The 18,950-nt window shown below is 66.1% G+C and carries 19 protein-coding genes; 10 read left to right on the plus strand and 9 right to left on the minus strand.

The window, feature by feature from the left end:
* Positions 1-708 (plus strand): hypothetical protein (locus tag ASC93_RS06415; RefSeq protein WP_200958277.1); only part of this gene is annotated, 708 nt, incomplete at its 5' end.
* Positions 709-731: 23 nt separating this feature from the next.
* Here the strand turns inward: ASC93_RS06415 and udk are convergent.
* From udk to rsxB, 3 genes are read right to left on the minus strand one after another with little or no spacing between them, the layout of a single operon-like run.
* Entirely contained in the window at positions 732-1,373 is a 642-nt protein-coding gene (gene udk, locus ASC93_RS06420; RefSeq protein ID WP_056438894.1) for a uridine kinase, read from the minus strand.
* 52 nt (positions 1,374-1,425) lie between these two features.
* Positions 1,426-2,073 (minus strand): endonuclease III, encoded by a 648-nt coding sequence (gene nth, locus ASC93_RS06425; protein WP_056438898.1) that lies wholly within the window; start codon positions 2,071-2,073, stop codon positions 1,426-1,428.
* 6 nt (positions 2,074-2,079) lie between these two features.
* Entirely contained in the window at positions 2,080-2,778 is a 699-nt protein-coding gene (gene rsxB, locus ASC93_RS06430; protein WP_056438901.1) for an electron transport complex subunit RsxB, read from the minus strand.
* A 180-nt stretch (positions 2,779-2,958) separates the two neighbouring features.
* Between rsxB and ASC93_RS06435 the strand changes: the two genes are divergently transcribed.
* Together ASC93_RS06435 and ASC93_RS06440 are read left to right on the plus strand one after the other, a co-directional pair.
* A complete protein-coding gene (locus ASC93_RS06435; RefSeq protein ID WP_056438904.1) occupies positions 2,959-3,456 on the plus strand; it encodes an RcnB family protein in 498 nt (165 codons plus the stop codon).
* A gap of 263 nt (positions 3,457-3,719) precedes the next feature.
* A complete protein-coding gene (locus ASC93_RS06440; RefSeq protein WP_056438907.1) occupies positions 3,720-4,142 on the plus strand; it encodes a VOC family protein in 423 nt (140 codons plus the stop codon).
* Positions 4,143-4,216: 74 nt separating this feature from the next.
* On the opposite strand, the gene ASC93_RS06445 is transcribed toward ASC93_RS06440, so the two are convergent.
* From ASC93_RS06445 to ASC93_RS06460, 4 genes are all read right to left on the minus strand, one after another.
* A complete protein-coding gene (locus ASC93_RS06445) occupies positions 4,217-5,452 on the minus strand; it encodes a polyhydroxyalkanoate depolymerase (RefSeq protein WP_056438910.1) in 1,236 nt (411 codons plus the stop codon).
* 233 nt (positions 5,453-5,685) lie between these two features.
* Complete coding sequence (locus ASC93_RS06450; protein WP_056438915.1) at positions 5,686-6,777, minus strand: NAD(P)/FAD-dependent oxidoreductase; 1,092 nt, start codon at positions 6,775-6,777, stop codon at positions 5,686-5,688.
* Between the two features lie 158 nt (positions 6,778-6,935).
* Positions 6,936-7,259 (minus strand): ferredoxin FdxA, encoded by a 324-nt coding sequence (gene fdxA / locus ASC93_RS06455; RefSeq protein WP_056438916.1) that lies wholly within the window; start codon positions 7,257-7,259, stop codon positions 6,936-6,938.
* Positions 7,260-7,570: 311 nt separating this feature from the next.
* Positions 7,571-9,067 (minus strand): hypothetical protein, encoded by a 1,497-nt coding sequence (locus ASC93_RS06460; protein ID WP_229412621.1) that lies wholly within the window; start codon positions 9,065-9,067, stop codon positions 7,571-7,573.
* 159 nt (positions 9,068-9,226) lie between these two features.
* Between ASC93_RS06460 and ASC93_RS06465 the strand changes: the two genes are divergently transcribed.
* The gene (locus ASC93_RS06465) at positions 9,227-9,505 is read left to right on the plus strand and encodes a polyhydroxyalkanoic acid system family protein (protein WP_056438919.1); all 279 of its coding nucleotides are present in this window, start codon (positions 9,227-9,229) and stop codon (positions 9,503-9,505) included.
* Here the strand turns inward: ASC93_RS06465 and ASC93_RS06470 are convergent, their stop codons facing one another.
* Positions 9,506-9,763: an acyl-CoA-binding protein gene (locus tag ASC93_RS06470; protein ID WP_056438922.1), complete on the minus strand. Its 258-nt coding sequence runs from the start codon at positions 9,761-9,763 to the stop codon at positions 9,506-9,508. It abuts the gene before it with no gap.
* Between the two features lie 233 nt (positions 9,764-9,996).
* Positions 9,997-10,353, minus strand: a complete 357-nt coding sequence (locus ASC93_RS06480; RefSeq protein WP_056438928.1) for an FKBP-type peptidyl-prolyl cis-trans isomerase — start codon at positions 10,351-10,353, stop codon at positions 9,997-9,999.
* A gap of 184 nt (positions 10,354-10,537) precedes the next feature.
* Here ASC93_RS06480 and ASC93_RS06485 point away from each other — a divergent pair, with 184 nt between their 5' ends.
* The 6 genes from ASC93_RS06485 to ASC93_RS06510 all read left to right on the plus strand — a co-directional run bounded on the left by ASC93_RS06485 (position 10,538) and on the right by ASC93_RS06510 (position 18,929).
* Positions 10,538-11,509 (plus strand): beta-propeller fold lactonase family protein, encoded by a 972-nt coding sequence (locus ASC93_RS06485; RefSeq protein ID WP_056438931.1) that lies wholly within the window; start codon positions 10,538-10,540, stop codon positions 11,507-11,509.
* Entirely contained in the window at positions 11,509-12,300 is a 792-nt protein-coding gene (locus ASC93_RS06490; RefSeq protein ID WP_056438934.1) for a polysaccharide deacetylase family protein, read from the plus strand. Before ASC93_RS06485 ends, ASC93_RS06490 begins: the two co-directional genes overlap by 1 nt.
* 35 nt (positions 12,301-12,335) lie before the next feature.
* The gene (locus tag ASC93_RS06495; protein WP_056438937.1) at positions 12,336-13,331 is read left to right on the plus strand and encodes a sterol desaturase family protein; all 996 of its coding nucleotides are present in this window, start codon (positions 12,336-12,338) and stop codon (positions 13,329-13,331) included.
* Positions 13,328-14,152, plus strand: coding sequence for an EI24 domain-containing protein (locus ASC93_RS06500; protein WP_307188977.1), 825 nt, complete (start codon positions 13,328-13,330; stop codon positions 14,150-14,152). The genes ASC93_RS06495 and ASC93_RS06500 overlap by 4 nt, the downstream gene beginning before the upstream one ends.
* Before the next feature lie 86 nt (positions 14,153-14,238).
* Positions 14,239-15,039 carry a molybdopterin-binding protein gene (locus tag ASC93_RS06505; RefSeq protein WP_056438940.1) on the plus strand — a complete coding sequence of 267 codons (801 nt, stop codon included), beginning with the start codon at positions 14,239-14,241 and terminating at the stop codon, positions 15,037-15,039.
* 500 nt (positions 15,040-15,539) lie between these two features.
* A complete protein-coding gene (locus ASC93_RS06510) occupies positions 15,540-18,929 on the plus strand; it encodes a transglycosylase domain-containing protein (RefSeq protein ID WP_229412633.1) in 3,390 nt (1,129 codons plus the stop codon).
* The last annotated feature ends 21 nt before the right edge of the window (positions 18,930-18,950 follow it).

Consider the following 18,950-nt stretch of genomic DNA (forward strand, 5'->3'; position numbering starts at 1 on the left):
CAGCCCGGACAAGGCATCGGCAGCGGGGCGCTGGAGCGGATCGTCGCGTTCGCGAATCCCGACATGCCGGATCGCGCGACGCAGGCCTACACCGGCCGCATGGGCGCCTTCTTCGGCGGTGGCGCCGCGCACGTTCCGACCGTCGACGCGGCGACCATGGTCAAGGGCGCGGGCACAATGATCGGCCCCGGCGGCACGTATGCGAACCGCGTCTGGGTCAACCGCTGGTACGTGATCGGTCCATTCGACGGGCGGCACGGCGAAGGGCTGTTTGCCAATTACCGCCATCCGCCCGAGCAGGGCGTCGTGCTGGACGCTGCATATCGCGGCAAGGGCGGACGCCTCGTCAAATGGGATTACGTCGACATGGCGCACTATCCCCTCGAACCGCCCGTGCACGCGGAAGACGCCGTGTATTACGGCTATACGGAGTTGATGCTCGACGCGGAGCAGGACCTGACGATCTGGGTCGGCGCGGACGACGATGCGCAACTGTGGCTCAACGACCGGCTGGTCTGGAAAGGCGGGAACGTCAACAAGGACTCGTTCTTCGGCCTGGTCTACGAGACGAAGAACACCTTTGTGCGCGACTACAACCTGAACGAAGGCACGCGCGTGGTGCACTTCAGGAAGGGCCGCAACAAGCTGTTCTTCAAGTTGTCGAACGGGCCGACCCGGATTTTCTTTTCGCTGGTCCTCACGAAGTGAACGGCATCACCCCGGTCCACGCGTCAGGGCCGCCGCAACCGGCCGATGACGCTCGCGACCTTGGTGGTGATGATGTCGACGGCCGGGCCGTTCGCGCCGTGGGGCAAAATGACATCCGCGTGGCGCTTGGTCGGTTCGATGAATTGCTTGTGCATCGGCCGCACGGTGTCCAGGTACTGGCCGACGATGCTCTCCAGTGAACGGCCACGTTCGGCGATATCGCGCTGCATGCGCCGGATGAAGCGGACGTCGGGAGCGGTGTCGACGAAGATTTTCAGCGACATCATGTCGCGCAGGTCCGCGTCGTACAAGGCGAACAGGCCTTCGATCACGACGACCGGGGCCGGCTTGACCGGAATGGTTCTGGTGGAGCGGTTGTCGATCGTGAAGTCGTACTCCGGCATCGCGATCGTTTCGCCGTTGCGCAAGGCCTGGACGTGCCGTACCAGCAGCGGCCAGTCGAAGGCGTCGGGATGGTCGTAATTCTGCTTGCGGCGGACTTCGGGCGGAAGGTCAGACTGGTCGCGGTAGTAGTCGTCCTGCATCACGACCGAGACCATGTCGGCGCCGAAGGAGGCCAGCACCTGTTGGGACACCGTCGACTTGCCGCTGCCGCTTCCGCCGGCGACGCCAATGACAAACGGAAGGAAAGAAATCTCGTTCATCCCCGGATGATACCGGAGACCTCCGCCGCCGGCCATGCTTGACGATCCGGCATCACGCGTCCTTCGGCGCCGGCGTCTTGTCCTTGTATTCGCACAGGTCGTTGATGATGCAGTTCCAGCACTTGGGCGTGCGCGCCACGCACGTGTAGCGGCCGTGCAGGATCAGCCAGTGGTGCGCGTCGTGCAGGAATTCCTTCGGCACGAATTTCAGCAGCTTCCGTTCGACGTCGTCGACGTTCTTCCCGGGCGCGATCTTCGTCCGGTTCGCGACGCGGAAGATGTGCGTGTCGACGGCCATCGTCGGTTCGCCGAACGCGGTGTTCAGCACGACGTTCGCCGTCTTGCGGCCCACGCCGGGCAGGGCCTCCAGCGCCTCGCGCGACTGCGGTACTTCGCCGCCGTACTGGTTCACGAGGATCTCGCACGTGGCGATGACGTTCTTCGCCTTGTTGTTGTACAGGCCGATCGTCGAGATGTATGTCTTGAGTTCGTCCAGGCCCAGGTCGAGGATAGCCTGCGGCGTGTTCGCGACCGGGTACAGGCGGCGCGTGGCCTTGTTGACGCCGACGTCCGTCGATTGCGCGGACAGCAGCACGGCGATCAGGAGTTCGAACGGCGTCGTGTATTCGAGCTCGGTGGTGGGATGCGGATTGGCGTTGCGGAAGCGCGTGAAGATCTCGAGGCGTTTGGCGGGATTCATCGGTGCTTATTCTTTGTTGTCCGGAGCGGGCGGCGTGGCGGCCTTCTGCTTCGCGCGCTCGATGGCGGCGGCGATGATCGCGCGCTTGCGTTCCTTTTCCGCCAGCTCTTCCGCCGTATTCGTCTCTTCCGCCGTCACGGCGCGCATCTTTTCGACGGCCTTGGCGGCCAGGCGCGCGTCGTTCTCTTCCTTTTCGCGGCGCAGGCGCGCGCTGCGGAAGTCGTGGCGCGCACGGGCCGCGTCGGCCTGTTCCTGCGACCACGCGGCCCAGCCGGTGGGTTCGCCGGCCGGGTCGTCCGTGAGCGGGATCATGGCGATGCAGTCGACCGGGCAGGGCGCCACGCACAGGTCGCAGCCCGTGCACAGGCTCGGGATGATCGTGTGCATCTGCTTGGCCGCGCCGAGGATCGCGTCGACGGGGCACGCCTGGATGCACAAGGTGCAGCCGATGCACAGGCTTTCGTCGATGAAGGCGACGGGGCGCGGACGCTCGACGCCGTTGGCCGGGTTGATCGGAATGACGGGCCGCCCGGTGACCCGCGCCAGCCGCGCGACGCCTTCCATGCCGCCGGGCGGGCACTGGTTGATCCCGGCCTCGCCGCGCGCGATCGCTTCCGCATACGGGCGGCAGGCGGGATAGCCGCACTTGGTGCACTGGGTCTGCGGCAGCAGGTCTTCGATCTGGTCGGCGAGCGTCTTGGTCACGGCGATGCTGGTTCGAAACTGGATAAACCGACATTATCCGCTAAAAGCCCGAGCCAGTCGAAATGCCCCTCCGATGCCGGCGGTTAATCCAATTTGCATGGTTTCGTGCTGCAACGAACGGATGCAGGCTGAGTCCGGTGGTCTACTGGTGTCCAGGCAATGAACTACATGGAGGGTCTTATGAACAGGAAGCACCTCGCGATGTCCACGTTGCTGGCGGCGCTGCTGAGCGCGGCCGGCGCATCGAGCTTTGCCCAGGACCGTTATCACGGCGGCGACCGCGACGACAGCCGCCGTGGCGACGGACCGTACAGCCAGCGCGACCACGACCGCGGCGACCGCAGCGACCGGCACGGCAACGACCGCAGCGACTGGCGCGGCAACGATCGCCGCAATGACGACCGCCGCGACGGCTACCAGGCCCGCGGCGGCGGCCGTTACGGCGACGAGGGTCATGGCGGCGACCGCCGTTGGGATGGTGCCGGACCCAACCACGACATCCGCCGCGGCGGCCATCTGCCGAGCCGCTACCGCAACCATCAATATGTCGTGGATAACTGGCGCGACCACAATCTGCGGCCGCCACCACGGGGCTACCACTGGGTGCAGACGGGTGGCGATTACGTGCTGGCGGCCGTTGCCACCGGCATTATCGCGGACCTGATCATCAATCACTGACGCCGCGGGCTGCCTTGACGGCGGCCCCGGCAGGTGAGTCGCCTGGCCGTTCCTGCCGACGCGGGAGCGGCTTTTGCGTCTTGAGCCCGGCAGCAATCTGCTTTAGACTTGACGCGCCATCAACAGAAGAAAGGAGGCCATCGTGAACCACGTATTCCTGCCGAGCGCAAGTAACGTAAGCGAGGCCCGACTTCCTTCCCGTCGATCGCAAGAAGGTCGCTCGGTGGGCCATCCACTTTCCATTCATGGATTCAACGACTTTCATGCAAGCGATTCCAACGATCTATTTTCCCGGCCTGTGCGCCGAAGCCCTGTCCTTTTATCGTGACATTCTCCACGCCGAGGTATTGTTCCAGCTGACAGCGGTGCCCGACGGTCCGCCGCAATACCTGCAACCCGGCAGCCCGGGCATGATCCTGCGTGCAGGATTGCGCGTCGGTTCCACCACCCTGTACCTGTCCGGCGCGGAGCATGCCGGCGACCTGGCCTTCCGCGGCTTTTCGGTGAGCCTGCAGTTGGCGAGCGCGGACGAGGCCGGCCGGGTGCTGCAGGCGCTCGGCGAGGGCGGCAATATCCGCGTGCCCTTGCGCGCGACGACATTGGCCGAGCACTATGGCGTCGTCATCGACCGGTTCGGACTGCATTGGACCATCGAGGCGGGCGGCACGTACGCCCGCGCCGCCTGACCTGCCGGCGCCTGGCGCCGCAATGAAAAATGCCGCGGTTTCGGCCGCGGCATTTTTATGGGTGCAGGCAACGCTCAGGCGTTCTTGCGGATGAACTCGCCGATCATCGGGCAGATGATTTCGCGCCAGCGGCGGCCGGAGAAGATGCCGTAGTGGCCGCACTTCGGTGCCGTGAACGTCTGCTGCTTGTCGGCCGGGATGCCGCTGCACAGCTCGTGTGCGGCGTGGGTCTGGCCGGCGCCGGAAATGTCGTCCAGCTCGCCTTCGATGGTGAACAGCGCGACGTCCTTGATGTCCTGCGGACGCACGAGTTGGCCGCCCACTTCCCACGTGCCCTTGGGCAGGCGGAATTCCTGGAATACCGTTTTGATCGTTTCCAGGTAGTACTCGGCTGGCATGTCGAGGACGGCGTTGTACTCGTCGTAGAACTTGCGGTGTGCTTCCGCCGAATCGTCGTCGCCGCGCATCAGGTGCTGGTAGAACTCGCGGTGGCTCTGGGCGTGGCGGCCCGGGTTCATGGCGATGAAGCCGGCGTGCTGCAGGAAGCCAGGATAGACCTTGCGGCCGAAGCCCGGGTAATTGCCCGGCACGGCATAGATCACCGTGTTCTCGAACCACGAGAACGGTTTTTCGATGGCCAGGTCGTTGACGGCCGTCGGCGATTTGCGCGGGTCGATCGGACCGCCCATCATGACCATTGTCTTGGGCAGTTTCGCGTCCTTGTTCGTCGCCATCAGCGAGATCGCGGCCAGCACGGGCACGGTCGGCTGGCAGACGGAGATCACGTGGACGTCCGGGCCCAGGTGGCGGATGAAATCCTGGACATAATAGATGTAGTCGTCCAGGTGGAACGGGCCGTCCGACATCGGCACCATGCGCGCGTCGACCCAGTCGGTGATGTAGACATCCTGGCCGGGCAGCAGCGCGCGGACGGTGTCGCGCAGCAGCGTCGAATGGTGGCCGGACAGCGGGGCCACGACGAGCACCGTCGGCTGTTCGAGCGCGGCGAAGTCGCCGTCGTTCATGTCCTTCTTGAAGTGCAGCAGCTTGCAGAACGGCTTGCTGACGACCGCGCGTTCAACGATGCCGACCGTCTTCCCGTCGATGATGGTCGAGTTCAGGCCGAAAGCAGGTTTATCGTAGTCCTTGCCGAGGCGGTACATCAGCTCGTAGCCGGCAGCGATACGCTGCGAGAACGGGGTGTGCGCGAACGGTGAAACCGGATTCGAAAACAGTTTGGCAGAGGCATCGGCCCACTGCATCAGCGGGTTCAGGAAGGAGCGTTGCATTTCGTGCAGTTGGTAAAGCATAATTTTTTCCTTCATGACTCTGTGCGCACCTGAAATCGATTGCGCAACGTGTTCGATCAATTATAGGCTCATTCGGCTTGGCGCGGGGCAACATCGAGCCTGAGTCAAAATCAGTTATTACTGCATTGCACCATTAGTATCACATTGTCCGGACCCGGTTCGTTAAGTGCACTACATAAGAAAAATGCCCCGCACGGGCGGGGCATTTTCGTCGTACCGGCGTTACGGAACGATCAGTCGAACACGGGTGTCTCGACGCCGAGGATCTTGTGCAGTTTCGGCGAGGTCGTCGTGTACTGCATGTGAATCTTCTTGTCCGGGAAGATGTACGGCGCGGCGCCGAAGGCGGCCAGCGCGGCTTCGTGGAAGCCCGACAGGATCAGCTTCTTCTTGCCCGGGTAGGTGTTGATGTCGCCCACGGCGAAGATGCCCGGCACGTTGGTCTCGAACTTTTCCGTGTCCACGACCTTGAGCTGGCGGCGTTCGATGTCCAGGCCCCATTCGGCGATCGGGCCCAGCTTCGGCGACAGGCCGAAGAACACCATCAGCATGTCCAGCGGCACGCGGCGGGTCACGCCGTCGGCACCGGTGACCTTGACTTCGGACAGCTGGCCGTCCTTTTCGTCGAAGCCGGTGACCTGGCCGGTGATCAGCTGCATTTCGTACTCTTCGCACAGCTGCTTCATCTTGGCGACGGACGCGGGCGCGGCGCGGAAATCTTCGCGGCGGTGCACCAGCACGACGGACTCGGCCTTGCCGACGAAGTTCAGCGCCCAGTCCAGCGCGGAGTCGCCGCCGCCGCAGATGACGAGGTTCTTGCCTTCGAACAGGCTCGGATCCTTGACGCGGTAGAACAGCTGGCTGTTGTCGAACTTCTCGATGCCGTCGACCTTGATCGTGCGCGCCTGGAACGAACCGACGCCGGCCGCGATGAAGATGGTCTTGGTGATGAAGCGGGTGCCGGTCGAGGTCTCGACGTTGAAGCGGTGGTCTTCACGGCGCTGGACGGTCGTGACTTCCTGGCCCAGGTGGAAGGTCGGCTCGAACGGCTCGATCTGCTTGAGCAGGTTGTCGGTCAGTTCCTGGCCGGTGCAGACGGGCACGGCCGGGATGTCGTAAATCGGCTTGTCCGGGTACAGTTCCACGCACTGGCCGCCGACGGCCGGCAGCGAATCGATCACGTGGGCCTTGATCTCCAGCAGGCCCAGCTCGAACACCTGGAACAGGCCGACCGGGCCCGCGCCGATGATCACGGCATCGGCTTCGATGGCGCCGGCAAAGGAGCTGTTGGGAGCGATGGTGCCCGCTTCGGGGGTCGTAGTCATGCTAATTTCCTATGAAGGGGGCACGCCGAACCTGCTGCGCGTTGCAAAGCGGCCTGCGATGCGCGCCGTACGCCAGTACGGCTGCGCTTCTCGACCACTTCTGCCGCCGCTCGCTACGGTTTGGCGCGACCCTGATACTGAGTTGGGTCTGAAGTTGTTTAGCGGGCCAGTTGGTCCAGCTTGCTCTTGACGTCCTTCCACTCCTCCGCGTCGGGCAGGGCCGGCTTGGTCTTGGTGATGGACGGCCAGTGGCGCGCCAGCTCGACGTTGAGCTTGATGAATTGCTGCTGGTCCGACGGCACGTCCTCTTCCGCGTAGATCGCGTTGACCGGGCACTCCGCCACGCACACGGCGCAGTCGATGCACTCGTCCGGGTCAATGGCGAGGAAATTCGGGCCTTCCCGGAAACAATCTACCGGGCATACATCCACGCAGTCGGTATAGCGACAACGGATGCACGATTCGGTGACAACGTGGGTCATAACAGTCCTATCAGTGAGTGGAGGCGGCGGCGCGTGACTTTTACAGGGAACGTTCGGGCACCTCGAAAAACCCTCGCGAGCGGCAGCAATGGCATTCGAGAAGCGCAGCCGTACGAGCAGTACAGCGAGCATCGCAAAATGACAGTGCAACGCGCAGCAGGTTTTCCGACGCGCCCGTTCGCCGGACGCGGCAAAGCACTGTATTTTAGGGCAATTCTGCTTCTACGACAAATCAGGCTTATACACAATACACATAAGCAAATGTGCGCTGGCGGCCCCGGCAGGCCCGGGAAACGGGCCCGTCGGGCGGGTCATGTCGACGCGGGCAGGTCGACGACCGCGGTCGTCGCGACGGCCGTTCCGGCGGCATCCGTCACCGTGACGGTCGTCAGCGCCAGGGATGTCTGCGTCGCCGGCGGGGTTGCGCCGGCGGGCCCGAGCCGGCCGTGTTCGGCGCACCAGCGCGCCAGCGCATCCGCTTCCGCCTGCAGCACCCGTTCGACGTCGTAGTACTCGGCGAGGTTCATCGTGCCGCAGCAGGCGCGCCGGTCCTGGCGGGCGCCGGGCGCGTCCGTCACGGCGAACACTTCGCGCTGGGCGAAGCGGTCGCGGATGGCGTTGATGACCGGCTGCGGCTTGCCGTCGTCGTTTGCGATGCGCAGCATCTCGTTGGCCACGTCGGCATACGTGGCGGCCGCGTCCGGCGCGGCGATCAGCGCGCGCAGCACGAGCCCGCGCAGCCAGCCGGCGACCCGGTGCAGGACGCTGGCGCAATCTTCCAGCGCGGGATTGCGCTCGAAGGCGAACACGTCGGCCAGGATGTCGTAGACGGCCCCCGTGAACACTTGCGAGATCGCGTGCACCTCGGTGCCGGCCTGCGACAGGGTCAGGTCGTTGTCGGCATTGCGCAGGCCGGTCGTGCTGCCCAGGGCCAGGCCGAACTGCTCGGCGATGTCGGCCAGGAAGGTTTTATCGTGCAGGTGCGCCTTGGTCTGGGCGACGACGGCGTCGCATTGGTCGAGCTGCGACAGCGCCAGGAAGATCGCCGTCAGGTCGCCGAACGACTCATGCAGGCCGCCCGTCTGCGGCGGATTGTCGGCCAGCAGCCATTGCGGCTTGAGGCCGTCCAGCACGGCGTGCCCGGTCTCGTGCGAGACGATGTCGAACGAGCGGCACGTGTAGACGCGCGCCGTGTCTCCGCCGGGGACGAAGTCGCCGAATTTCAGGCAGGCCTGCGCGCGGCTGTAATAGGCGTTCATCACGTTCGGCAGGCCGTACGGCCAGACCTGCAGCGGCGACGTGTCCGTGCTGCTGTTCCACTGCCAGGGCAGGGGCATCGCGCTGCCCGCCGTCGACAGCGCGCGCTGGTACATCGTCAAGGTCTGGCGCACGACGGCGAACGTGTGGACGGCGTCGAACTGCGGGGTGTCCGGCATCGTCACGAAGTCGCCGAAGGCATTCGGTTCGACGGGCGGGATGGCGGTATCGCCCGACGCCAGCACGATGCGCGCGTCGCGCGGGCCGGCCAGCACGACGCCGGGCAGGAACACCTTGCGCGTGCCGATCTCGTCGACCGACGGGTCCTGCTTCCACATCAGCACGCGCGCGCCGGACGCGTAGGGCAGGGGGACGTCGGCCGGCTGGCCGGCTTCGGGCGCCGAGGGGCTGCCGGGGCCGGCCTGCGGGCGCGGCTTGCCCGGCTGGTCGAGCAGCTGCGCGGCCTTGCGGTGCTGGCGGTAGGCGCTGCTCGGCGTCGGCACGAACCCGACGGGCAACCGCGGGCGGCGGGTGGGGGCGGATGAGTCCATGATCGCTTCCTCCTTGATGCATACGAGGCATGGTCGCCCCTTACCCGATAGCGACATTGAGGCTCATCAATTGATTATTCTCCAGGCAAGCGCTGGCCTTTGCGCCCATCAACTGGCATGATGGCGGGCTTGTTTGATTTGAATCAGTAAGGAAATCGCATGCCGGACATCAGCATCACCCAGCCGCACAGCCTGAGTCAGACCGACGCGCGCGCCGCCGCGCAGAAGGTGGCGGACAAGCTGGCCCGTGAATATGGATTGAGTTGCCAATGGGAGGGCGACGTACTGCGTTTCGCGCGCAGCGGCGTCGAAGGGGCGCTCACCCTGGGCGAGCGCCAGGCCGCGTTGCGCATCAAGCTGGGCTTCCTGATGAGTGCCTTCGCGTCCACCATCGAACAGAAGGTGGGGGAAAGCATGCGCAAGACGTTCAACGCCTGATTACTGGTCCTTCAGTTCGTCGATCAGGTCGACGTACTGCTGCATCGCCTCGTCCTGCGCCGTGCCTTTCAGCGCGGCCCAGGCGTCGTACTTGGCGCGGCCGACCATGTCGGTGAAGCCGGGACGCTCGCCGCCGACGTCGCCGCTCGACGCCTGCTTGAACAGCGCGTAGATCTTCAGCAGGGTCATATTGTCCGGACGCTCCGGCAGGTTCTTCGAATCGAGCTGGGCCTGGGCGAACTGTTCTTGCAAACTCATGGTAACTCCTTTGACGATGTGCGGGCATCTTAGCGCATCGTGTCGGGATCACACCCCGTTCGGCGGGTTTTTAGAAGAATTGCTCGGTCTGCTTCGTGGGCTCGGGGAGCCCACCCTACAGCTCCGTGGGCTCGGGGAGCCCACCCTGCAGCTGCCTGATGGGCTCGGGTGCCCGCCCTACGTCGACGCGACCGTAGGGTGGGCACCCTGTGCCCACCAGGCGCAGACGTAAATCAAACGTCCAGCAGCTCGACGTCGAAGATCAAGGTGGCATTCGGCGGAATCACGCCGCCCGCGCCGCGTGCGCCGTAGCCGAGGCTCGCCGGGATGATCAGGCGGCGCGCGCCGCCGACCTTCATGCCCTGCACGCCTTCGTCCCAGCCGCGGATCACGTGGCCGGCGCCCAGCGGGAACTGGAACGGGTCGTTGCGGTCTTTGCTGGAGTCGAACTTGACGCCGGTGCTGCCGTCGTCGTTCTGCAGCCAGCCGGTGTAGTGCACGGTCACGTGGTTGCCGGCCTTCGCCTCGGCGCCGCTGCCGACGACGGTGTCTTCATATTGCAAGCCGGAATTCGTGGTGGTGATGGACATGGTTTTCCCTTGTTGTTCAGAGTGAAAGGCCGATTGTAGTGCATGGCCTGTCAAAGTGCCATTGACGTCCTGGCCACTGTGTTGCGGCGGCGCGCCGCCCGCGTGCGATTGCGGTGCCCGGCGCTACGGGGTGTTCAAGTTTCCCCTTAGAATAAAGCTTTTCCTCCTGGGCTCGTGCCGTTCCATGCTGCGTCGCTTCCACCAGTCTCTCATTTTCGGTTTCTCATTGTTTTCGGCCATCCAGGCCGCCGATGCGAATGTCGTGGTCGTGCTCAATTCGCGCGATGCCACCGTCCAGCTGCTCGACCAGGCGACGGGCGCCGACAACGGCACGTTCGCTGTCGGCAAGGAGCCGCATCACCTGATGGCCACGCCGGACAACAAGTCGCTGATCGTCGCCAGTTCCGCCGGCAACGAGCTGGTCTTCCTCGACCCCGTCACCGGGAAGGTGCAGCGCCGCCTGCCGGGCGTGCTCGATCCGTACCAGATCGGCTTCTCCCCGGACCAGAAGTGGTTTGTGTCGGCGGCGCTGCGCATGGACCACGTCGACATCTACCGCTACGACGGCGCCAGCCTCACGCTCAGCAAACGGCTGCCGCTCGCGCGCATGCCCAGCCACATCGCGTTCGATGCGAACAGCACGACGGCGTTCGTCACGCAGCAGGGCAGCGACCAGGTCAGCGCGATCGACCTCAGGACGCAGGCCGTCAAATGGACGCTCCCGGTCGGCAAGCTCCCGGCCGGCATCACGATGACGCCGGACGACAAGTACCTGCTCGTCGGGATCATGGGCAGCGACTACGTCGAGGTGATCGACTGGCGCGCGCAAAAGACCGTCAAGCGCATCAAGACTGGTAACGGCGCCCACAACTTCCGCGCCGCGGGCGACCGCCGCCACGTGTTCGTGTCGAACCGCGTGCAGAATTCGATCAACATCATCGACCAGGTCACGCTGGAAAACGTCGGCATGATCCCGGTGCCGGGCGGTCCGGACTGCATGGAACTCACGGCCGACGGCAAGACGCTGTGGGTGACCCTCCGCTGGATCAAGAAGGTCGCGGTGATCGACGTGGCGAGCCGCAAGGTGATCAAGCTGATCCCGGTCGGCCGTTCGCCGCACGGCGTGTTCTTCGCCAACGCGGCGCCGCGGCTGTGATGGCGCGGTCCCCGTACGCCGCGGCCGTGGCGCTGCTGGCGGCCACCTCGATCGCCCAGGCGGCGGCACAGCCCGACGAGGCGCCCGCGTGCAAGGGCACGATCTACCTGACGTTCGACACGGGCAGCCAGTCGCAGGCCGACCTGATCGCCGACACGCTGCGCCGCCACCGCATCAAGGCCACGTTCTTCCTCGCCAACGAAAAGACGGTGCGTGGCGACTGGTCGCTCGATCCGTCCTGGGCCGGCTTCTGGAAGGCGCGCGTGGCGGAAGGCCACGCGTTCGGCAGCCACACGTTCGACCACGTCTACTTCCAGCGCGACGCGGCCGGCGGGCGCATCGTCGTCAAGCCGCAGTTCGGCGCCCACGCCGGCCAACGGGAAACGTGGACGCAGCAGCAGTACTGCGATGAACTGCGCCGCGTCGACACGCGCTTCGCGCAGCTCACCGGCCGCCACCTCGACCCGATCTTCCGCACGCCGGGCGGCCACAGCTCGCCCAACATCCTGGCGGCCGCCAAGGCATGCGGCTACCGGCACGTGGGCTGGGCGCCGGCCGGTTTCTCGGGCGACGAGACGTCCAGCGACAAATTCCCGAACGACGTGCTCCTCAGGCGCGCGCTGGACAACCTGAAGGACGGCGACATCTTCATGGCGCACATGGGCATCTGGTCGCGCAAGGACCCGTGGATGCCCGCGAACCTCGAGCCGCTCATCTCCGGGCTCGAGCGCAAAGGCTTCTGTTTCGCTACACTGAGGGAGCATCCGGACTACCGCCGCATGCAGCCTTGATTGGCGTTGATCCCGACCGACACACTGAAAGACACATGATCCAGCACTTCCTCGATTGGTTCGCCTTCCTGCAGGGATGGCTGTTCGAGCACATGGTCGAACCGGCGATGTTCGCCATGGGCCTCGGCGAATACCTCGAAGACGCCTTCGAGGGCGTCGAGTGGTTCCTCGCCGGCGCCTGCGAAGTGGCGGCCCTGTATCTCGTGCTGCGTCCGCTGGAAGCCGTCATCCCCGTGCAGGAGATGACGGACCGCGCCGCGCGCTGGAACGATTTCATCTACACGCTGATCCACCGCCTCGGCCTGTTCGGCATGGCCGTGTTCTTCACGCTCGACCCCGTGCTGGACCACGTCGCCGGCCTGCTGCGCTTGGAAGGCGTCCACCCGTTCAACCTGGAAGGGCTCATGACGGGCTTCCACCCGCTCGCCAGCTTCCTGCTGTACCTCGTCGTGCTGGACTTCTTCGATTACTGGTTCCACCGCGGCCAGCACCGGTTCCGCTGGTGGTGGGCGCTGCACAGCCTGCACCACAGCCAGCTGAACATGAACCTCTGGAGCGACGACCGCAACCACCTGCTGGACGACCTGCTGCGCGACGTCTACATGGCCGTCCTCGCGCTCGCGATCGGCGTGGCGCCGAGCCAGTACGTGCTGCTGGTATCGGTCTCGCGCGGCCTGCAAAGCCTGCAGCACGCGAACGTGCGCATCCACTTCGGCCGTCTCGGCGAGCGCCTGCTCGTGTCGCCGCGCTTCCACCGCACGCATCACGCCGTCGGCGTCGGCCACGAATCGCCAGGGCATGAGCTGGGCGGCTGCAATTTCGGCGTGCTGCTGCCCGTGTGGGACCTGGTCTTCGGCACCGCCAACTTCGCCGCCGGCTGGCACGGCACCGGCGTGCGCGACCAGTTCGCGCGCACGAATCCGGACGGCTCCAGCCGGCCCGCGCGCGACTACGGGCGCGGTTTCTGGCGCCAGCAGTGGCTCGGTCTCGTGCGCTTGATGGAAGCCGGCAGCCGGCGCAACGCGGCATGATGCGCCCCGTCGCCATCGCCTACGGCCGCGCGCTGCGCTCCCAGTTTTCGGGACGCATGCTGCTCCTGTCCATCGTGCCGCTGCTGCTGTCGCTGGCCTTGTGGGGCGGCCTGCTGTACGCCGGCATGCAGCCGTTGCTGGACTGGCTGCACGCGCTGTTCGCCGACTACGGCCTGTTCGAGACGAGCAACGGCATCCTCGCCACGCTGGGCCTCGGCTTCTTGAAGACGCTCGTGATCCCGCTCGTGGCGATGCTCGTGCTGCTGCCGCTGATGATCATCACGTCGCTGCTGTTCATCGGCGTGGGCGCGATGCCGGCCATTGCGCGCCACGTCAGCCGCGTGCAGTTTCCGGCGCTCGAACGCAGGGAAGGCGGCAGCTTCCTGGGCAGCCTCGGCGTGAACCTGTCGGGCATCGTCGTATTCGCGCTGCTGTGGCTCGTCACCCTGCCGCTGTACGCGCTGGCGCCCGTCGCCCTCATCGTGCAGGCGGTGCTGTGGGGCTGGCTCACGGCGCGCGTGATGAGCTACGACGCGCTCGCCATCCACGCGAGCCTCGAGGAGCGCCGCACGATCGTGCACGCGCAGCGCCGGTCGCTGCTGCTGATCGGCACCGTGTCCGGCCTGCTCGGCGCGCTGCCGGGCGTCGCGTGGGTGGGCGGCGCGCTGTTCTCGGTGGTGCTGTTCCCCGTGCTGGCCGTGCTGTCGATCTGGCTCTACCTCATCATCTTCATCTTCACGGGCCTGTGGTTCCAGTACTTTTGCCTGCAGGCGCTGGCCGACCTGCGCGCCGGACAGGTCCTGAAAGACATCGTGCCCTGACCGTCGGTGCACGCAGCCGAAGCTCGGCCAATGCGCGCGGCAGGCTGCGGCGCACTGTGGCACACTGGAACCGGAAGGAGGTACGCATGGCATTCGGCCTCATCATCATCGGCGACGAAATCCTGTCCGGGAAGCGGCGCGACCAGCACCTGCCCAAGGTCATCGAGTTGCTGGGCGAGCGCGGCCTGCGCCTGTCCTGGGCCGAGGTCGTGGGCGACGAACCCGCGCGCATCACGGCGCTGTTGACGCGCACGTTCGCCGGACCCGACGTCGTGTTTTCCTGCGGCGGCATCGGCGCCACGCCGGACGACCACACGCGCCAGTGCGCCGCCGCGGCGCTCGGCGTGCCGCTCGAACTGCATCCGGAAGGGCGTACGCTGGTCGAGGAGCGCATCCGCGAGACCGCGGGTGCCGACGCCGACCTGCGCGCCCCCGAGAACCTGCAGCGCCTCAAGATGGCCGAATTCCCCGCGGGCGCACGCCTGATCCCGAATCCCTACAACCGCATCCCCGGCTTCACGGTGGCGCAGCACCACTTCGTGCCCGGCTTTCCCGTGATGGCGTGGCCGATGATCGCGTGGGTGCTCGATACCCTGTATGCCGACCGCTTCCACCGCGAGCCCCGGCGCGAACGGGCGTTGCTGGTGTACGAACAGGCCGAAGCGGCGCTCACGCCGCTGATGGAATCGCTGGAGGCGCGCTACCCCGGCGTGCGCGTGTTCAGCCTGCCCAGCGTGGGCGATGCGCACACGCGGCGCCATATCGAATTGGGCGTGAAAGGCGAGCCGGAACAGGTCGATGCGGCGTGGGCCGACATGTGCGCCGCGCTCGAACGTATGGAAGTGGAAACACAGCCGTTGCCGCCCGTGGACAGCCGGGCAAACTGAGCCGTTGTTTTTTTGCGAAAATGGCAGGGCGACGTCAAAAAACTGCATGTGTGGTTCCTGCATGTCACATTGATGTGGTGGAATGATGTTTGTGAGCAGGGACGATCCAGAGTGAGGTCGCCACCTGCTTTGTGAACTTTTACGACCTGGGATCACTCGAACCGACCAGCAGCAGGATGGCGAGCAGGTTGACGGGATTTGCAGGCGTGTTTCAAACCGGTTGAGCCATCATGGATAGTATTCGCCGTCTCCGACGGCCCCGCTTCTTCGCCCGCGCATTCCACCGCTTCTTTGGTGGGGCCGCGCCGGTGCAACCCTCTCTCGCCGGCGTGCCCGCCATGGCGGCCGAGCAGGATGTTCCCGTTCGTATCATGCCGCCGCGATTGGAACCCAGTCTCGAGCCCGCGCTCGATCCGGACGCCGACACCGGCGACGGCGCCGCGCCGCCGCCACAGCAGCCGGCGCCGCCCAAGCGGCGCTGGCGCAGGACCAAACGCGCCATGCTCGTCCTGCTGCTGCTCGTGGTGGCCGCCGTGTCCGCCGTGGGCGTGTACGAAAGCCGCACGTCGGCGCTGGAAGCGCGCTTCTTCGCCGGCCTGGCGAGCAAGCTCACCTACCGCGTCGGCAAGGGGCCCAGCAACGCGATCCGCTTCCCGCAGGCGAGCCCGTACGACGAGCGCCTCGGCTACTCCAACCTGCCGAACTACCTGGCCAAGCTCAAGACGCGCGACTACGTCGTCGTCGAACAGGCGCGCATGTCGCCCAAGATGCTGCAGATGGCCGACCTCGGCCTGTTTGCAACGTACCGCGAAAAGACGCGCGCCGGCCTCGACATCCTCGACAGCAGCGGCGCGCCGCTGTTCTCGGCCCGCTTCCCCGAGCGCCTGTACGAACGGTTCGACGCCGCGCCGCAGGTTCTCGTGAAGAGCCTGCTGTTCATCGAGAACCGCGAACTGCTCGACACGACTTATCCCAAGCGCAACCCGGCCGTCGAATGGGACCGCTTCTCGAAAGCCGTGTTCGACAAGACGGTCCATGCGGTGGGCCTGGGCGGCGGCGGCCGCGTCGCCGGCGGCAGCACGCTCGCCACGCAGATCGAAAAGTACCGCCATTCGCCGGAAGGCCGCACGGCGTCGCTGGGCGACAAGCTGCGCCAGATGGCCTCGGCCACGCTGCGTTCCTACCAGGACGGCGAGGACACGAGCAAGACCCGGCGCCACATCGTGCTCGAATACCTGAACACCGTGCCGCTGTCGGCCAAGCTCGGCTACGGCGAAGTGAACGGCATCGGCGACGGCATGTGGGTCTGGTACGGCCGCGATTTCAATGACGTCAACCGCGTCCTGTCCAATAACCAGGCAAATGCGCAGGTCACCCCCGACTTCGCGCTCGTCTACAAGGAAGCGCTGTCGCTGATGATCGCGCAGCGCCGCCCGGCCTACTACCTGGGCGCCGGCGAAAAGGATCTCGAGACCCTCACGAACTCGCACCTGCGCGTGCTGGCGCAGGCGGGCGTGATCTCGCCCCAGCTGCGCGACGCCGCGCTCGCCACCGTGCTGCATCCCGCGCTGGGTTCGGGCGTGGCGCCGCCGCCGGCGAACACGTTCGTCACGCGCAAGGCCGCCAACGCCGTGCGCAACCACCTGGCGACCCTGCTGGGCGACTCGCGCCTGTACAACCTCGACCGCCTCGACCTCTCCGTCGTGACGACGTTGAACGCCGATGCGCAGAGAGCCGTCACGGCCGCCTTGCGCAAGCTGACCGACAACGAAGCCGCGGCCGCCGCCGGCCTGACGGGCAAGGGCATGCTGGGCAACGGCGACCCGTCCAAGGTCGTGTACAGCTTCACGCTGATGGAGCGCGGCGACAAGGCCAACTACCTGCGCGTCCAGACCGACAACTACGACCAGCCGCTCGACATCAACGAGGGCGCCAAGCTCGACCTCGGCTCGACCGCGAAGCTGCGCACGCTGACGACCTACCTCGACATCATCGACCAGCTGCACCAGCGCTACGAGCCGATGTCGAAGGCGGAACTCGCGAAGGTCACCGTCGATCCGAAAGACCGGCTGAGCCAGTGGGCCGTCGACTACTTCAAGGCGTTGCCGGACGGCGCCGACCGCGGCCTCGTGCCGATGCTGGGCGCGGCGATGGAGCGCAAGTATTCGGGCAACCCGGGCGAAGCGTTCTTCACCGGTGGCGGCGTGCACATCTTCGGCAACTTCAGCAAGCTGGACGACAGCCGCATCCTCACCGTGCAGGAGGCGCTGCAGCACTCGACGAACCTCGTGTTCGTGCGCCTGATGCGCGACGTCGTGCGCTACTACATGTTCCAGCTGCCCGGTTCGTCCGCCCAGTTGCTGGCCGACGCCGACGACCCGCGCCGCGCCGAATACCTGTCGCGCTTCGCCGACCGCGAAGGCAAGGACTTCCTGGCGCGCTTCTGGAACAAGTACCGCGGCAAGAACTGGGACGAGATCGAGACGGCGCTGATGCAGGGCGTGCGCATCAAGGCCTCGAAGATCGCGGCCGTGCACCGCACGATCTACCCGGACGCGTCGCCGGACGAGTTCGCGAAGTTCCTGCATAAGTATCTGCCGGCCGAGGCCGAGGTCGACGACGAGCGCATCGCCAAGATGTACGACCAGTACTCGGTCGCGAACATGTCGCTGGCCGACCGCGGCTACGTCGCCTCCGTGCACCCGCTCGAGCTGTGGCTCGTCGGTTATTTCCGCACCCATCCGAAAGCCGGCTGGGACGAGGTCGTCGCCGCGTCGACGAAGCAGCGCCAGGAAGTCTATTCCTGGCTGTTCAAGACGCACCGCAAGCACGCCCAGGACAAGCGCATCGCCGGCCTGATCGAGGTCGAAGCCTTCCTCAAGATCCACGCGCAGTGGAAGAAGATGGGCTATCCGTTCGACTCGCTCGTGCCGTCGTACGCGACGACCCTGGGCGCATCGGCCGACCGTCCGATCGCGCTGGCCGAGCTGATGGGCATCCTCATCAACGGCGGCGTGCGCAAGCCCACGCAGCGCATCGATTCGCTGCACTTCGCCAAGGACACGCCGTACGAGACCCTCGTCAAGCGCAGCGACGCGGAGAAGGGCGAGCGGGTGCTGAATCCCCTGGTGGCGCGCGCAGTCGTCAACGCCATCCGCGGCGTCGTGCAGGAAGGCACGGCCAAGCGCGTCAAGACCGCCTTCGTCAAGGAAGACGGCAGCGTGATCGCGCTGGGCGGCAAGACCGGCACGGGCGACCAGCGCTTCGACGTCTACGGCGCCGGCCACCGCCTGATCGAGTCGCGCTACGTGAACCGCTCCGCCACGTTCGTGTTCAACATCGGCGAGCGCTTCTTCGGCAGCATGACGGCGTACGTCCATGGTCCGGACTCGGCCCACTACGATTTCACGAGCGCGCTGCCGGTGCAGTTGCTGGTGACGCTGGCCCCGAGCCTGATGCCGATGATCGCGCACCAGGACACCGTGACCATCCCGGGCCTGCACGTCGAGCGCGCCGCGCCGGCGCCGGCGGGACCGGCGGACGCCGTCGCCCGCGATACCGAGCAGGCCGTGCCGGCGGACGCGGCGCCCGCCGATGCCGATGCCGCCCCGGCCGCCAAGGCCGGTGCGAAGCCGGCCGAGAAGCCCGCCGTCAAGCCGGCCGGCGAGACGCATCCGAAGGCAGTGGGCGAGGGCGCGCACGCCGCGCCGCACAAGCCCGCGGCCGACGAACACGTCCCGGCCAGACCACCCGTCGTCCACAAGGGCGACGCGGAGGGCCACGCCAGACCCGCCGTGCACAAGCCGGCCGCGAAGCCCGCGGCCGAAGCGGATACGCCGCCCAGGACGTCGCGTGCCAAGCCGCCCGCCGTCGAAGAAGTGCTGCAGTGAGCGCCGGGTGCGCTAACCCGG

Origin of the sequence: Massilia sp. Root335 (assembly GCF_001425685.1) — a bacterium.
GTDB lineage: Bacteria > Pseudomonadota > Gammaproteobacteria > Burkholderiales > Burkholderiaceae_D > Telluria > Telluria luteola.

Bases quoted from the DNA above. Each gene is read 5' to 3' on its own strand.
- ASC93_RS06445 (WP_056438910.1), bottom strand. From the start codon at position 5,452: ATGCTTTACCAACTGCACGAAATGCAACGCTCCTTCCTGAACCCGCTG.
- ASC93_RS06510 (WP_229412633.1), top strand. From the start codon at position 15,540: ATGCTCGTCCTGCTGCTGCTCGTGGTGGCCGCCGTGTCCGCCGTGGGC.
- ASC93_RS06485 (WP_056438931.1), top strand. From the start codon at position 10,538: ATGCTGCGTCGCTTCCACCAGTCTCTCATTTTCGGTTTCTCATTGTTT.
- ASC93_RS06480 (WP_056438928.1), bottom strand. From the start codon at position 10,353: ATGTCCATCACCACCACGAATTCCGGCTTGCAATATGAAGACACCGTC.
- nth (WP_056438898.1), bottom strand. From the start codon at position 2,073: ATGAATCCCGCCAAACGCCTCGAGATCTTCACGCGCTTCCGCAACGCC.
- ASC93_RS06460 (WP_229412621.1), bottom strand. From the start codon at position 9,067: ATGGACTCATCCGCCCCCACCCGCCGCCCGCGGTTGCCCGTCGGGTTC.
- ASC93_RS06450 (WP_056438915.1), bottom strand. From the start codon at position 6,777: ATGACTACGACCCCCGAAGCGGGCACCATCGCTCCCAACAGCTCCTTT.
- fdxA (WP_056438916.1), bottom strand. From the start codon at position 7,259: ATGACCCACGTTGTCACCGAATCGTGCATCCGTTGTCGCTATACCGAC.
- udk (WP_056438894.1), bottom strand. From the start codon at position 1,373: ATGAACGAGATTTCTTTCCTTCCGTTTGTCATTGGCGTCGCCGGCGGA.
- ASC93_RS06490 (WP_056438934.1), top strand. From the start codon at position 11,509: ATGGCGCGGTCCCCGTACGCCGCGGCCGTGGCGCTGCTGGCGGCCACC.
- ASC93_RS06465 (WP_056438919.1), top strand. From the start codon at position 9,227: ATGCCGGACATCAGCATCACCCAGCCGCACAGCCTGAGTCAGACCGAC.
- ASC93_RS06495 (WP_056438937.1), top strand. From the start codon at position 12,336: ATGATCCAGCACTTCCTCGATTGGTTCGCCTTCCTGCAGGGATGGCTG.
- ASC93_RS06500 (WP_307188977.1), top strand. From the start codon at position 13,328: ATGATGCGCCCCGTCGCCATCGCCTACGGCCGCGCGCTGCGCTCCCAG.
- ASC93_RS06440 (WP_056438907.1), top strand. From the start codon at position 3,720: ATGCAAGCGATTCCAACGATCTATTTTCCCGGCCTGTGCGCCGAAGCC.
- ASC93_RS06435 (WP_056438904.1), top strand. From the start codon at position 2,959: ATGAACAGGAAGCACCTCGCGATGTCCACGTTGCTGGCGGCGCTGCTG.
- ASC93_RS06470 (WP_056438922.1), bottom strand. From the start codon at position 9,763: ATGAGTTTGCAAGAACAGTTCGCCCAGGCCCAGCTCGATTCGAAGAAC.
- ASC93_RS06505 (WP_056438940.1), top strand. From the start codon at position 14,239: ATGGCATTCGGCCTCATCATCATCGGCGACGAAATCCTGTCCGGGAAG.